The organism is Nonomuraea sp. NPDC003707 (genome assembly GCF_053587055.1).
The window spans coordinates 560,286-574,007 of record NZ_JBSFNK010000002.1; the positions used below are offsets into that span (position 1 = coordinate 560,286).

Annotated in this window: 11 protein-coding genes; 2 read left to right on the plus strand and 9 right to left on the minus strand. The window is 69.9% G+C overall.

Annotated features, from left to right (window positions below):
- Positions 1–14: 14 nt before the first annotated feature.
- The 3 genes from ACWDRB_RS06645 to ACWDRB_RS06655 form a co-directional block, all read right to left on the minus strand.
- The gene (locus tag ACWDRB_RS06645; RefSeq protein ID WP_449892117.1) at positions 15–782 is read right to left on the minus strand and encodes an SAM-dependent methyltransferase; all 768 of its coding nucleotides are present in this window, start codon (positions 780–782) and stop codon (positions 15–17) included.
- A gap of 320 nt (positions 783–1,102) precedes the next feature.
- Positions 1,103–2,440, minus strand: coding sequence for a class II 3-deoxy-7-phosphoheptulonate synthase (locus ACWDRB_RS06650; protein ID WP_449892118.1), 1,338 nt, complete (start codon positions 2,438–2,440; stop codon positions 1,103–1,105).
- A 92-nt stretch (positions 2,441–2,532) separates the two neighbouring features.
- The gene (locus ACWDRB_RS06655) at positions 2,533–3,729 is read right to left on the minus strand and encodes an FAD-dependent oxidoreductase (RefSeq protein ID WP_449892119.1); all 1,197 of its coding nucleotides are present in this window, start codon (positions 3,727–3,729) and stop codon (positions 2,533–2,535) included.
- 117 nt (positions 3,730–3,846) lie between these two features.
- Between ACWDRB_RS06655 and ACWDRB_RS06660 the strand changes: the two genes are divergently transcribed.
- Entirely contained in the window at positions 3,847–4,788 is a 942-nt protein-coding gene (locus ACWDRB_RS06660; protein WP_449892120.1) for an anti-sigma factor, read from the plus strand.
- A 51-nt stretch (positions 4,789–4,839) separates the two neighbouring features.
- Positions 4,840–7,059, plus strand: coding sequence for a M64 family metallopeptidase (locus tag ACWDRB_RS06665; RefSeq protein WP_449892121.1), 2,220 nt, complete (start codon positions 4,840–4,842; stop codon positions 7,057–7,059).
- Here the strand turns inward: ACWDRB_RS06665 and ACWDRB_RS06670 are convergent.
- Genes ACWDRB_RS06670 through ACWDRB_RS06695 form a run of 6 tightly spaced genes read right to left on the minus strand, consistent with a single transcriptional unit; the run spans position 7,003 to position 13,577 of the window.
- Positions 7,003–7,998, minus strand: a complete 996-nt coding sequence (locus ACWDRB_RS06670) for a phosphotransferase family protein (protein ID WP_350726808.1) — start codon at positions 7,996–7,998, stop codon at positions 7,003–7,005. The two genes, ACWDRB_RS06665 and ACWDRB_RS06670, sit on opposite strands and share 57 nt — an antisense overlap.
- Positions 7,999–8,007: 9 nt before the next feature.
- Complete coding sequence (locus tag ACWDRB_RS06675; RefSeq protein ID WP_363964229.1) at positions 8,008–9,006, minus strand: LacI family DNA-binding transcriptional regulator; 999 nt, start codon at positions 9,004–9,006, stop codon at positions 8,008–8,010.
- Positions 8,987–10,396, minus strand: a complete 1,410-nt coding sequence (locus ACWDRB_RS06680) for a GH1 family beta-glucosidase (RefSeq protein WP_449892122.1) — start codon at positions 10,394–10,396, stop codon at positions 8,987–8,989. The genes ACWDRB_RS06675 and ACWDRB_RS06680 overlap by 20 nt, the downstream gene beginning before the upstream one ends.
- Positions 10,393–11,223 carry a carbohydrate ABC transporter permease gene (locus ACWDRB_RS06685; RefSeq protein WP_449892123.1) on the minus strand — a complete coding sequence of 277 codons (831 nt, stop codon included), beginning with the start codon at positions 11,221–11,223 and terminating at the stop codon, positions 10,393–10,395. Before ACWDRB_RS06685 ends, ACWDRB_RS06680 begins: the two co-directional genes overlap by 4 nt.
- Positions 11,220–12,176, minus strand: a complete 957-nt coding sequence (locus tag ACWDRB_RS06690; RefSeq protein WP_449892124.1) for a carbohydrate ABC transporter permease — start codon at positions 12,174–12,176, stop codon at positions 11,220–11,222. The genes ACWDRB_RS06685 and ACWDRB_RS06690 overlap by 4 nt, the downstream gene beginning before the upstream one ends.
- Before the next feature lie 54 nt (positions 12,177–12,230).
- Positions 12,231–13,577: an ABC transporter substrate-binding protein gene (locus ACWDRB_RS06695; RefSeq protein ID WP_449892125.1), complete on the minus strand. Its 1,347-nt coding sequence runs from the start codon at positions 13,575–13,577 to the stop codon at positions 12,231–12,233.
- Positions 13,578–13,722: the final 145 nt, after the last annotated feature.

A 13,722-nucleotide genomic window follows, 5' to 3' on the forward strand; every position in this document is an offset into this window, starting at 1 on the left:
CCTTCCCAGGGGTCTCAGGGCTTGCGGGCGACCCCGACGTACCCGAATGTGATCCCGTTGCCGGGCGCGTCCGGGTCGTCGGGCCTCCAGCCGTTCGGGTACGTCAGCCCGGGCTCCTCCAGCTCGTACCCCTCGAAGAAGCGCAGGATCTCCTCACCCGTCCGCAGGCTCAGCGCGGCCGTGGCCCGCCGGTAGATCTCGATGGCCTGCGGGGTGGTGTCCGGCGTGGTGTCGATGGCATGGCTGATCACCAGCCGGCTCCCGGGCGCGCTCGCCGCCCGCAGCTTGGCCACCATGTCGTACGCGACGTAGTCCGGGATGAAGTGCAGGATCGCCAGCATCAGGAACGCCACCGGCCGATCGAAGTCGATCACGTCGCCCAGCTTGTGCAGCAGCGTGTCGGTCTCGCGTACGTCCGCCTGCAGGAAGTGCACGTCCTCTGTCCTGGCCAGCAGCGCCCTGCCGTGCACGCAGACCACGGGGTCGTTGTCCACGTAGACGACCCGCGCCTCAGGGGCGATCTCGTGCGTGTTCCCCTGGGTCGGCAGGCCCGCGCCGAGGTCGACGATCTGCCGCACCCCTGAATCGACCAGGTGCCGCACGGCGCGGCGCAGGAACGCCCTGTTCGCGCGGGCGCCCTCCTTGGTGTTGGGGAACGTCTGCAGGATCTGCTCGGCGGCTGCCCGGTCGGCCGCGAAGTTGTCCTTGCCGTCGAGGAAGTAGTCGTACATCCGCGCGACATTGGGGACGTTAGGGTCCACCCCCTCCGGGGCACTGTCCACGATTTCTCCTGAAATATCGCCCTATTTGCGGGCGATCATAGCCGTGGATTACCCGGTTTCCCCGGAATTTGGTTCTACTCGCAGCACCAGTGAGACGTACATCACGTATCACCATCACCCCCCGCCCCACATCCCTCGCACCCCGTGACACAGCCCCCCGGCGGGCCCCTTGAGATCCCACCCGCCACCGCACCCCCGGCCGCGCAGGGGCGGCACGTCGAAGTGGGGCGGGCGGCAAGGCAGGCGTCGAAGTGGGGCGGGCAGCAGAAAGGGGACGCGGGCCTGGAAGGCGGGCGCGTCCCCTTGAATGCGCGGTGAGGTCAGCCGCGGTAGAGCTCGGCGACGCGGAAGGCGAGGTCGAGAGACTGGCTGCGGTTGAGCCGCGGGTCGCAGGCCGTCTCGTAGCGGGTCGCGAGGTCGTCCTCGGCGATCTCGTGCCCGCCGCCCACGCACTCCGTCACGTCGTCACCGGTGAACTCGATGTGGATGCCGCCGGGATGCGTGCCCAGCGACCGGTGCACCTCGAAGAAGCCCGCCACCTCGTCCAGCACGTCGTCGAGCCGGCGGGTCTTGTGCCCGCTGGGCGCCTCGAAGGTGTTGCCGTGCATCGGGTCGCAGATCCACGCGACCCGCGCCCCCGTGGCCGTGACCTCCTTGACCAGGGCCGGCAGGTGCTCGCGGATCTTGGAGGCGCCCATGCGGGTGATGAACGTGAGCCGCCCCGCCTCGTTGCCCGGGTTGAGCTTCTCGATGAGGCCCACGGCCTCGTCGGGCGACGTGGTGGGCCCGAGCTTGACGCCGATCGGGTTGCGGATGCGGGCGAAGAAGTCGACGTGCGCCCCGTCGAGCTGGCGGGTGCGCTCGCCGATCCAGACCATGTGCGCCGACACGTCGTACGGCAGCCCCGTACGCGAGTCGATGCGCGTGAGCGCGCGGTCGTAGTCGAGGATGAGCGCCTCGTGCGAGGAGTAGAACTCCACGGTGTGGAACTCCTCGGGATCGGCCCCGCAGGCCCGCATGAACGCGAGCGCCTGGTCGATCTCCCTGGCCAGCTGCTCGTAGCGGCGCCCGGCGGGCGACTCGGCCACGAAGTCCTGGTTCCACGCGTGCACCTGGCGCAGGTCGGCGTAGCCGCCCTTGGTGAACGCGCGGGCGAGGTTGAGGGTCACGGCCGAGGAGTGGTACGCCTTGAGCAGCCGCCACGGATCGGGCCGGCGCGACTCGGCGGTGAAGTCGAACCCGTTGACCATGTCGCCCCGGTAGGCGGGCAGCTCGATCCCGTCACGGGTCTCGCTGCCCTTGGAACGCGGCTTGGCGAACTGGCCCGCGACCCGGCCGATCTTCACGACCGGCACCTTGCCCGCGTACGTCAGCACGATCGCCATCTGCAGCAGCGTCTTGAGCTTGTTGCGCACGTTGTCGGCGGTCGCGCCGGAGAAGGTCTCCGCGCAGTCGCCGCCCTGCAGGACGAAGGCCTCGCCCCGGGCGACTGCGGCCAGCTGCTCCTTGAGCTGGTCGCACTCGCCGGCGAAGACCAGTGGGGGCAGGCCGCCGAGCTCGGCGACGACCTTGTCGAGCTCGCCGCGGTCGGGCCAGTCAGGTTGCTGCGCCGCGGGGAGGGCTCGCCAGGAATCGAGATCCACGAGATTGCTGCTCACGAGATACGAGGGTAATCCACTGGCTACGGGCCCACGGACCTCGTTGTCCACGTTGTGAGAATGCAGTTATACCCCTGAGGACTCTGAGGCGGTCAAACTTCCTTTACGGACACGTGCTCGGGCCGCACCCCCAGCCCGATGAAACGCCGGGCCACCCGCCTGAGCAGGGGGATCCGCGTGAGGTCGCGGGGCATCCTGGACGGGTCGAGCCTGTTGCTGAGGGCCCGCTTGATCACCAGATTCTGGACCACCCGCTGGGCCGCCTGCGTGACGCGCGTGGGCGGCATCCGCCGCTTCTGCACCAGGCGCAGGGTGGACTCGGGGATCGGCGCGCCGGACCTGAGCGAGCCGGCCAGCAGGTTGGCGGTGGCGACCGCGTCCTGGACGGCCAGGTTGATCCCCACCCCGAACACCGGCGACATGGCGTGCGCGGCGTCCCCGATGCACAGGAATCCGGGCCGGTGCCAGCGGTGCAGCCGGTTGAGCGCGACGGTGAGCACGCTGACGTCGTCGTAGCTTCCGATCTGCCCGATCCGGTCGGCCAGCCACGGCAGCAGCGTCGCGACCGGCTCGCGGAGCGCGTCGATCCCGGCGCGCACCAGCTCGTCGAACCCGCCCTTGGGGATCGCGTACGCGAGTTGCCAATAACTTTGCCGGTTGATGGACACCATCATGCGTCCGCCGGAGATCCGCAGGAACGAGTCGTCACGGTCGGACGGGTGCCGGGGCAGCCGGAACCACACCACGTCCATCGGCGCGCCGAGCTCCTCCGGCACGAGCCCGGCGCGCTCGCGCAGGGTCGAGTGCCGCCCGTCGGCGGCCACGGTGAGGTCGGCCCTGATCTCGTGCTCGCCCGACTCGTCCCGATAGCGCAGGCCGCGCACGGTCTGGCCGTCGCGGATCAGGTCGTACGCCTCCGCGTTCATCAGCAGCCGGAAACTCGGATACCGGGCGGCGGCCGACGTGATGAGGTTGAGGAAATCCCATTGCGGTACGAACGCGATGTAGTCGTACTTGCCGGGCAGCCCGCGCAGGCTCGCCAGCCTGGCGTCGCCGCGGTCGGTCACCATGCTGATCCCGTACGCCTTGCGATGGGGGATCTTCAGGAACTCCTCGGCCAGCCCCAGCTCGTCGAGGACCTGCAGCGTGGACGGATGGATCGTGTCGCCCCGGAAGTCACGCAGGAAGTCGCCGTGCTTCTCCAGCAGCGTGACCTCGACTCCTGCCCTGGCCAGGAGCAGCGCCAGCATCGCGCCGGCCGGTCCGCCCCCTGCTACTACACAGCTCATAATTCATCACCCGATGAGATTGTCTCACGCCATGAGAAAAGAGCAAGCCCTCGCAGCCATCCGACATGCCCGAGCCGCCGAAGTACATGCGTGAGCCGCCTCTCACAAAGGGAGTGGATGATGACGGACGACCTCCACACCCTCTCGGGCGCCTACGCCGTGCACGCACTGCCGTACGCCGAGTGGGTGCTGTACGAGGAGCACCTGCTGGCGTGCTCGGCCTGCTGGATGGAGGTCCGGCGGCTGCGGGAGACGGCGGCCAGGCTCGCCGAGGCGGTGGCCGAGCCGCCGCCCGCCACGCTGCGGCAGCGCCTGCTCGATGCCGCCCACGAGCTGCGGCGGCCCGAGGAACGGCCGGAGCGGGGGTCAGGAGCGGTGCCCGACGACAGCCCGACCATCTGGCGGCCCCCGGCGTCACGCACGCCCGCAGCCCCGCCTGTGGCCCCGCACGTACCCCCGTCCGCGCCCCCGTCCGCGCCGGAGGACTCGCCGACGCTCAGGATCCCGCCCGAGCCCGAGCGGCACCCCCCGTTCAGGACCGCGCCGGAGCTCCCGGCGGCTCACGAGGGCGGCCGCGTCGTGCTCCTCAGGCGCCGCCGGGCCAGGGTGACGGCGGGCCTGGCGGCCGTGGCCGCGGCGGCCGCGGTCGCGCTCGGAGCCGTCGCCGTGGACGCCCGCCGCGACCTGAGCGACCTGACCGCCAGGAACGACGAGGTGATCGCCGTACTGGCCGCGCCCGACGCCGAGACGGTACGTCAGCCCGCCACCTCCGGCGGCACCGGCACGGTCGTGATCTCCCGCGCCAGGGGACGCATGGTGTTCGCCTCGTCCGGCCTGGCCGAACTGCCCCGCTCCAAGGGATACGAATTGTGGCTGATGGGCCCGGACGGCCCCCGCCCCGCCGGGATGCTCGACCGGGCCGAGAGCGGCCTGACCGCACCGCTGCTGATCACGCCGGAGCGGGGGGACGACCGCGTGGCGCTCACGGTCGAGCCGGCGGCCGGTTCCGGCAGGCCCACGACCCAGCCGATCCTGCTGGCCGAGCTCCCTGAGGCCTGACACGCAGTTAGGGACTTGGTCACGCGCGTTTGATCGTAGATAGTGCAGGGCATGCGTATCTTCGCGGCCCTGGCGCTGGCCGCCGCACTGTTACCCGTGTTACCCGTGCCCGCGGCGGCCGCCGAGGCGGGCGCGGCCACCGTGGTGCCCGTCCAGGTCACGGGCTCCCCGGCCAGGCGATTCAACCTGATCATCATGGGGGACGGCTACACCGAGCCGGAACAGGCCAAATTCCGGGCCGACGTGGACCGGCACCTCAACGTGATGTGGTCGATCGAGCCGTTCAAGACGTATCGCAACTACATCAACGTCTACCGCGTGGACATCGTCTCCGGCGAGTCGGGCATCAGCTGCGACCCCGGACTGGACTCGCCGAAGAAGGTCACCCCGCTCGGCATGGGCTTCTGGGGCCGCTGCAACCCCGGCAGCGTCCAGCGGCTGATCACCATGGACAACACCGCCGCCACCCGCTACGCCGACCTGGTCACCGGCACCTCCTCCGGCAACCGGCAGATCCTCGCGCTCGGCAACAGCGGCACGTACGGCGGCGCCGGCGGCTCGTACGCCACCGCCTCGGGCAGCAACAGCATGTCCGCCCTGATCAGCCCGCACGAGCTGGGTCACTCCCTGGGCGGCCTCCAGGACGAGTACGACTACTACCAGCGCGGCGTCCCCGGCGGCGCCTACCCCGGAGCCGAGCCGTCCAGCCCCCACCACACCCTGCTGACCGAGCAGCAGCTGAAGGACCAGCAGAAGAAGTGGTGGCGCTGGCTGGGCGAGCCCAGCGAGTCGGGCGGCCCCATCGGCCGCTACGAGGGCGGCCTGTACTACACGACCGGTGTCTGGCGGCCCAGCCGGCACTCGATGATGAAGACCCTCGGCTACGCCTACGACCAGGTCAGCCGCGAGGTCATGGTCCAGCGCATCACCGCCAAGACCATGGTCATCCAGGACGCCACGCCCAACCAGCAGCCCGTCGGCGCCGACCGGGTGCTGTGGGTCGAGCCGATGCGCCCCGTCGGCCACTCGCTGACGACCACCTGGAACGTGGACGGCAAGGACCTCGCGAGCCACGAGGACGCCCTCGACCTGCGCACCCTCGGCCTCACCCCGGGCACGCACACCGTCACGGCCACCGTCTCGGACCCGACCGAGTTCGTCAGGGACCCGGCGATCAGGGCGGCCATCACCAAGTCCCGCACCTGGACGGTGGACACGTCGCTGACCACCCCGCCGGACGGCGCCGAGCCCGCGTTCGTCTCCTCCACCCCCACCGACCGGCCGCTGGGCCGCGCCGACGTCGTGTACGTGGAGACCACCCATCCGGCCGCGACCGCGCCCGAGGTGACGTGGACCGTGGACGGCCGCCCGGCGGGCACCGGCACCGACCTCGACCTGGGCAGGCTGAACCTGCAACCGGGCACGCACGCCCTCACCGCCGCCCTCGGCGGCCAGACCCTCAACTGGCAGGTCGACGCGAGCCTGCCCGCCACCCGCTACGAGCTGTCCGAGCCGCTCGCCGCGGTCGGCGACGCCTACGTCTACAACGGCCCCCTCTCCATGCGGCTGGCGGGCGAGGACGACCGCGGCGGCTACGTGGTCTCGGAGTCCCGGGTGGACGGGGACGGCTGGTTCAACTACTTCGGCTGGCCCACCTCCTCGGAGCTGCCGTGGACGTTCAGCGAGGAGGGCACGGTCATCGACTCCCTCGTGTACGGGAAGCTGCCGCGCGGCCGGCACACGATCGAATACCGCTCGATCGACGCCGCGGGCAACCAGGGCACCCCGAAGAACTTCACCGTCACCACGATCGCCCCGCCGCCCGCCTGCACCCGCACGGTCACCGGCGTCTACCAGGGCGCCCTCGTCGCCGCCGACGGCGTCACCTGCCTGGACGGCGCCCAGATCAGCGGGCCCATCACGGTGAAGCCCGGAGCCTCGCTCGTGGTCAAGGGCGGCCGGATCGCCGGGACGCTGACCGCGGCGCAGCCCGCCGCCGTACACCTGCTCAAGGCCTCCCTCACCGGCGCGCTCAACGTCAGCGGCGCCAAGGCGCTGACCATCGTGGGCGCCGACCTGCGCGGCGCCGTCCTGCTGACCGGCAACACCGCGCCGATCCTGTCGGGCAGCACGATCAGCGGCGCGCTGCTGTGCACGGGTGACAAACCCGTCGACCTCGGCGTGCCCAACAAGGGCGCGAGAGCGTGCATCCGGCTAGCCGCGGCCGCCAGGGGAGGCGCCTACGAGGCGGTCGAGCACCGCGGTAAGTGAGCCGAACGAGGCCTCGCGGAGCCTGGCGTACTCCTCCTCCGGATACTGCCGGGGTCCGTTCTCCACCAGCAGGATCAGGTAGAGATAGGCGCGGTAGAGGTCGATGCGGGTGCGCGCCGCCGGGGTGAGCTCCAGCGGCGTCACCTCGCGGTAGCCCGCCAGCAGCGGGTCGTCCTCCGCCAGCTCGCCGAAGATCGTCGGCGTGACGAACTCGGCGAGCGGGTCGCCCCAGAAGGCCCGTTCGTGGTCGATGATGGCCTGGATCCGGGGCGGGCCGCTGACGTCGAGGAAGACGTTGCCCGGCCAGACGTCGAAGTGCACCAGCCGCGGCGTCGTCACCTCGTCCAGCACCGGCGACGCCGCCTCGATCAGCGCCATGATCTCCCCGGGGGAGCGCGGCAGCGGCGTCGGATAGCGCTCGGTGTCGCCGACCAGCGCCCCCACCATCGCCAGGAACGCCTGCCGCCAGGTGGCGCCGACGATCCCGGCGTGCGGGTAGCCGAAGACCTCACCGCTCACCGCGTTGAACCTGGCCAGGTGGCGGCCCAGCTCCCGGCGCAGCGCCTCCTCGCCCTCCGGCTTGACGTCGTTCCACGAGACCCCGTCGAGCGCGTCGAGCAGCAGGTAGTCGCCGCCCAGCACCGGGTCGTCGAACTCGGCGCGCAGCAGCGTCGCCACCGGCACGCCCGCCTGCGCCGCCAGCTCGTACGCGGCGGCCTCCATGCGCAGCAGGTTGCGCTCGTAGCTGAGCTGGTCGAGGTCGGGCGGCGGGGACAGCTTGAGCACCACCTCGCGGCCGTCGTCCAGCTTGAGCCGCCAGACGGCGTTGGCGTAGCCGTCGGTGAGCTCGGTGACGGCCACGACGCCCGTGCCCAGCGCGCGGCGGAGCAGGGCGTCGAGCTCGGCGTCGGATAAGCGGCGCTTGGTTCTACTGTCCACGGGTGCCTTTCACGCTGACTGCCGGCGTACCAGGTGGGTGTCGAGGATCACGACCGGCTGGCGCAGCTCCTCGCCGTTGATCCGGGCCACCAGCAGCTGCGCCATCTGCCGGCCCATCTGCTCGGTCGGCTGGTGGACGGTGGTCAGCGGCGGGTCGGCGTGCAGCGCGGCCTTGGAGTCGTCGAACCCGATCACCGCCACGTCCTCCGGGATCGCCCGCCCCGCCGCCTTGAGCACGCGCATCGCGCCCAGGGCCATCGGGTCGGACGCGGCGAAGACCGCGTCGAGATCGGGATGGCTCGCCAGCAGCTGGGTCATCGCCGCCGAGCCGCTCTCCTCCGAGAAGTCGCCGTACACCACCAGCTCCGGCAGCCCGGCGGGCAACAGCGCGTCGCGATAGCCGGCCAGACGGTCGACGCCCACGCCCATGTCCTGATGACCGGCGATGGTGGCGATGCGCGTGCGGCCGAGGCCCAGCAGGTGTTTGACCGCCTGCCGGGCCCCCGCCCGGTTGTCCATGTCGACGTAACTGTAGGGGTCGAGCCCGACGGGCCGGCCGCCGAGCACGGTCGGCACGCCCATCTCCTCGAGCCGCCCCGGCAGCGGGTCGGCGCCGTGCAGCGACAGGAGCAGCACGCCGTCGACGTGCTGCCCGGTCAGGTAGTGCTCCAGCCGGTCGTACTCCTCGGTGGTGCGGGCCATCGCCAGGATGAGCTGCAGCCCGGTCTCCGACAGCGCCGAGCCGATGCCGCGGATGGTGCCCGCGAAGAACGGGTCGTCGAACACCCGCAGCTGCGACTCGGACACCACCAGGGCAACCGCGTCGGTGCGGCGCGTCACCAGGGCGCGCGCCGCACGGTTGGGCACGTAGCCCAGCTCGCGGATGGCCAGCTCCACGGCCTCGCGGGCCTTGGCGCTGACGTTCGGCGAGCCGTTGATGACTCTAGACACCGTGCCCCGGCCCACCCCGGCCCGAGCCGCGACTGCCTCAAGAGTCGGTCGGTTCATGGCGCCTATTCTGCCGGATGATCTCCGAGTACCAGAGCGCGCTGTCCTTGATCAGCCGTTCCTGCGTCTCGAAGTCCACGCGCACCAGGCCGAACCGCTTGCCGTAGCCCCAGGCCCACTCGAAGTTGTCCATCAGTGACCAGGCGAAATAGCCCTCCAGGGGCACGCCGGCCTCGATGGCCGCCTTGCAGGCGCCGAGGTGCGCCTCCACGTACGCCTGCCGCTCCCGGTCGTGGATCCGGCCGTCCTCGAGCACGTCCTCGAAGGCGGCGCCGTTCTCGGAGACCACCATGGGGATCGGCGGGTACTCCCGCGCGATCCTCGTGAGCACCTCCACCAGGCCGCTCTCGTCGATCTCCCAGCCCATCGCGGTGACCGGGTAGCCGGCGCTGACGAACGACACGTGCTCGCTGCCCACCCACGGCGAGGCCGAGTCCGTGGGGGCCGCCGCCGCCGACTGCCTGCCGCCTGGTGCTCCCGAGACCGTGAAGCGGCTGTAGTAGTTGACGAGCAGCAGGTCGATGGGTGCGTTGATGGTCTTCATGTCGCCGGGCTCGATGAAGTCGATCTCGAGGGGCAGGTCGGCCAGCACGTCCTCCGGATAGCGGCCGGTGAGCAGCGCGTCCAGGAAGAGCCTGTTCTGCAGCCCGTCGATGCGCCGGGCGGCCTCCAGGTCCTCCGCGCTGTCGGTCGCGGGGGTGACCGCGTACAGGTTCACGCAGCCGCCGACGCGCCGGGCGTCCATCGCCTGGACGGCCAGCCCGTGCGCCAGGTTGAGGTGGTGCGCGCCCCTGATCGCGTTCTGCGGCTCACGCCTGCCGGGGGCGTGCTCCCCCGAGGCGTAGCCGAGGAACGCGGCGCACCATGGCTCGTTGACGGTGCTGAAGGTGTGGATGTGGTCCTTCAGCGCCTCGTGCACGGCCGCGGCGTAGTCGGCGAAGCGGTAGGCCGTGTCGCGGTTGGGCCAGCCGCCCTTGTCCTCCAGCTCCTGGGGCAGGTCCCAGTGGTAGAGGGTGAGCCAGGGGTCGATGGAGTGCCGGCGGAGCTCGTCGGCGAGCCGCTTGTAGAAGTCCAGACCCTTCTGGTTGGTCTGGCCGGAACCGGTGGGCTGGATGCGGGGCCAGGAGACCGAGAAGCGGTAGGCCGACAGGCCCAGCTCCGCCATGATCCGGACGTCTTCCCGGTATCGGTGGTAGTGGTCGATGGCCACGTCCGCGTTGTGGCCGTTGAGAATCCGGCCCGGCGTCCTGGTGAAGGTGTCCCAGATGGAGACGCCGCGCCCGTCCTCGTCGACCGCGCCCTCGATCTGGTACGCCGAGGTCGCCGCACCCCACGTGAAGCCCGCAGGGAAGCGCAGCCCGGCACGCGTCTGTTCCTCTTGTGTCGTCACGCCTTGACCGCACCTTCCATGAGGCCGCCGACGATCTGGCGGCCGAATGCGACGAATACTGCGATGAGCGGAATGATGGACAACGCCGTTCCCGCGAAGATCAACGTGTAGTTCGTGGAGAACCTGGCGTTGAGCGAGGTGATCGCGATCTGCACGGTCGGGTTGTCCGGGGTCAGCACGATCAGCGGCCACATGAAGTCGTTCCACATGAGCATGAACGTGTTGATGCCGAGCACCGCCATGCCCGGACGTACGGCGGGCAGGACGACGTTCCACCAGATCCGCAGCGTGGCGGCGCCGTCCACCCGGGCGGCCTCGACCAGCTCCATCGGCACGGCCTGGCGAGTGTACTGCGTCATCAGGAACACGCCGAACCCGTTGAGCAGGTACGGGAGGATGACCGCCTTGAGCGTGCCGGTCCACTCCAGGCTCACCATGAGCCGGTAGAGGGGCACCACGCCCATCTGCTGCAACGGCACCGCCATCGTCAGCAGCACGAGCACCAGCAGCAGGTTCCTGCCCTTGAAGCTCAGGTTCGCGAAGGCGAAGCCGGCCAGCGTGGAGATGATCACCACGGAGACGGTGACGATGCTCGACACGATGAACGAGTTCGTCAGGCCCAGCAGGAACTTGGCGTCCTCGTTGTTGAGCACCGCGACGATGTTCTCGCCCAGGTTCCCGCCCGGCAGGAACGGCGGCGGCATCGAGACGGCGTCGGCGTTCGTACGGGAGGCGATGACGAGCATCCAGTACAGAGGGAACGCCGACAGCAGGACGGCCAGGGCCAGCATGAGCCGGGTGGCGAGGGTCGGGGAGAAGTTGTTCATCGGGTGCCCCCGATCCTGCGCACGAACAGGAAGTTGATCGCCGCTCCTATGAGGATGAGCAGGAACAGCAGCCAGGCGGCCGCCGCGGCGTAGCCGTAGTCGAACTCGCGGAAGCCCTGCTTGACGATGAACATGGCCACCGTCTGGAACTGTCCCTGCGAGCCGCCGTCGACGTTGCCGTTGTAGAACGTGGTCGGCTCGGAGAACAGCGTCAGGCCGCCGATCGTGGAGTTGAGCACCACGAAGATCATCGTCGGGCGCAGCATCGGCAGCGTGATCTGCCAGAACTGCCTGCGCCGCGACGCGCCGTCGATCGCGGCGGCCTCGTACAGGTCGCGGGGGATCGTCTGCATGCCGGCCAGGAAGATGATCGCGTTGTAGCCGGTCCAGCGCCAGTCGACCATGGTGGCGATGGCGATCCACGACGGGATGCGCTCGGCCCGCCAGTTCGTCTTGTCCACGCCGAACCCGCTCAGGATCCAGTTGACCAGGCCCCAGTCGCGGGCATACAGCTGAGTGAACACCACCGCGACCGCGACCACCGACGTGACCAGCGGCAGCAGCACGCTCATGCGGATGGCCAGGCGGAGCTTCAGGCGCTTGTTCAGCGCGTTGGCCAGGAGCAGCGCGAGGATCATCTGGGGGACGGTGGCGAGGATGAACATGCCCACCGTGTTGACCACGGCGTTCCAGAAGTCCTCGTCCGCGAGCAGGGCGGTGTAGTTGCCCAGCCCGGTCCACTCCACGGTCCCGGCCAGGTCGTAGTCGTAGAGCGAGTAGTACAGGGTGAAGGCCAACGGGAAGAGCCCGAAGGCGGCGAACAGCAGGAAATAAGGGGACACCAGGGCGTACGGCATCGCTTTGACGTCGAATCGTGAACGCCAGCGGTGGCCGGGCGGACGGGCGCGGCGATGGTTGTTCCGCGCCGCCCGCGGAAGGGTGTCGAGGCTCATAACAGACCTTTCGGCAACAAGCCCGGCCCGCTGCTCGCGGGCCGGGCGGGGAGACTAGCCCGCGGCCTTCACCGCGTCGTCGACCAGCTGCTGCCAGGCCTTGTCGTACGGGACGGAGCCGTCGTCCATGCCCTGGATGACGGACTCGATGGCGTTCTTGACCTGGGCGTGCTTCACGCCGAGGAAGACCGGCTGCAGGCTCGACGCGGACTTGGCGAAGATCTCACCGATGGGGGCGGCGTTGAAGAACTCGTTCTTCGCGCCCTGCACGGCCGGGTCCTGCTGGGCCTTCGTGTTGCTCGGCATGTTGCCGAAGTCCGTGAAGATGCTCGCCTCGGTCTGCGCGTTGGTCAGGAAGTCGGCGACCATCGCGGCTTCCTTCGGGTGCTTCGACTGCTTGGGCACGGCCAGCCAGGAGCCGCCCCAGTTGCCGCCGCCGCCCGGCACGCCGGCCACGTCCCACTTGCCCTTGCCGCCGTCGCCGGCGTTGCCGCTGACCACGCCGAGCATCCAGGACGGGCAGCCGACCGTGGCGAACGCGCCCTTCTGGGTGCCCGCCGCCCACTCGTCGGTGAAGTTGCGCAGCTTGGCGGTCAGGCCCTGCTGGCTCATCTTCGTGGCGAAGTCGAAGCCCGCCTTCACCGCCGGGTTCTTGTCGACGATGAGGTTGTTGTCCTTGTCGAAGTACGTCACGTTGCCGTTCTTGGCCGCCTCCTGGTAGAGGACGACCTGGTAGAGCGTGTTCGTGCCGTCGGCGAACTTGGTGCCCTTGACCTTCGACTGGAACGTCTTGGCGACGTTCATGAACTCGTCCCAGGTGGGCCAGAGCGCGCTGACCTTGTCACGCTCGGTCGGCAGCCCGGCCTTCTTGAACAGGTCCGTGCGGTAGCAGAGGCTCATGCCGCCGATGTCGGTGCCCAGGCCGAACAGCTTGCCGTCGGCCGTGACGCCGTTCTCCCACTTCCACGCCGGGAAGTCCGCCTTGCGGGACTCCAGGCCGTACTCCTTGAGGTCGGCCCACCATTCGGGGTGCGCCTTGGCCAGGCCCATGCCGCCCTCGTCGATGCCGACCACGTCGCCGGCGCCGTTGCCGGCCTGCAACCACTGGATCATCTGCGGCCAGTACTGCTGCTCGAACTGGTCGGTCAGGTGCTCTTCCTTGATCTGGATGTCCTTGTGCTCGGCGTTCCACTTCGTGATGGCGTTCTTGTAGCCGAAGTTGGTGCCGCCGCCAAAGGTCTGAACGCGGATGGTGACCGGCTCAGCCGCCGCGGAGGAGGCGGGAGCGCTGCTGGACCCCGTGGCGGTGCCGCCGCCGGCGCTGCAGGACGCGACGGTCAGCGCCGCCACGGCCAGGGCAGAGGCCGCGGCGAGACCGCCGCGACGCTTGCTGATCATCATGGGTGGACCCCTTCTCGGGTGAATGTTGGGGGAGTGCACCGCGGCTCGCGCTCCGCCGCGGTGGGAGTCTTTGGGAGCGCTCCCACAAAGGGTGCACTTACGTGGTCTGCACGTCAATCCACCGAAACGCAACCGTTACCAATGA

Bases quoted from the DNA above. Each gene is read 5' to 3' on its own strand.
- ACWDRB_RS06655 (WP_449892119.1), bottom strand. From the start codon at position 3,729: ATGAGCTGTGTAGTAGCAGGGGGCGGACCGGCCGGCGCGATGCTGGCG.
- ACWDRB_RS06695 (WP_449892125.1), bottom strand. From the start codon at position 13,577: ATGATGATCAGCAAGCGTCGCGGCGGTCTCGCCGCGGCCTCTGCCCTG.
- ACWDRB_RS06660 (WP_449892120.1), top strand. From the start codon at position 3,847: ATGATGACGGACGACCTCCACACCCTCTCGGGCGCCTACGCCGTGCAC.
- ACWDRB_RS06685 (WP_449892123.1), bottom strand. From the start codon at position 11,223: ATGAACAACTTCTCCCCGACCCTCGCCACCCGGCTCATGCTGGCCCTG.
- ACWDRB_RS06690 (WP_449892124.1), bottom strand. From the start codon at position 12,176: ATGAGCCTCGACACCCTTCCGCGGGCGGCGCGGAACAACCATCGCCGC.
- ACWDRB_RS06665 (WP_449892121.1), top strand. From the start codon at position 4,840: ATGCGTATCTTCGCGGCCCTGGCGCTGGCCGCCGCACTGTTACCCGTG.
- ACWDRB_RS06675 (WP_363964229.1), bottom strand. From the start codon at position 9,006: ATGAACCGACCGACTCTTGAGGCAGTCGCGGCTCGGGCCGGGGTGGGC.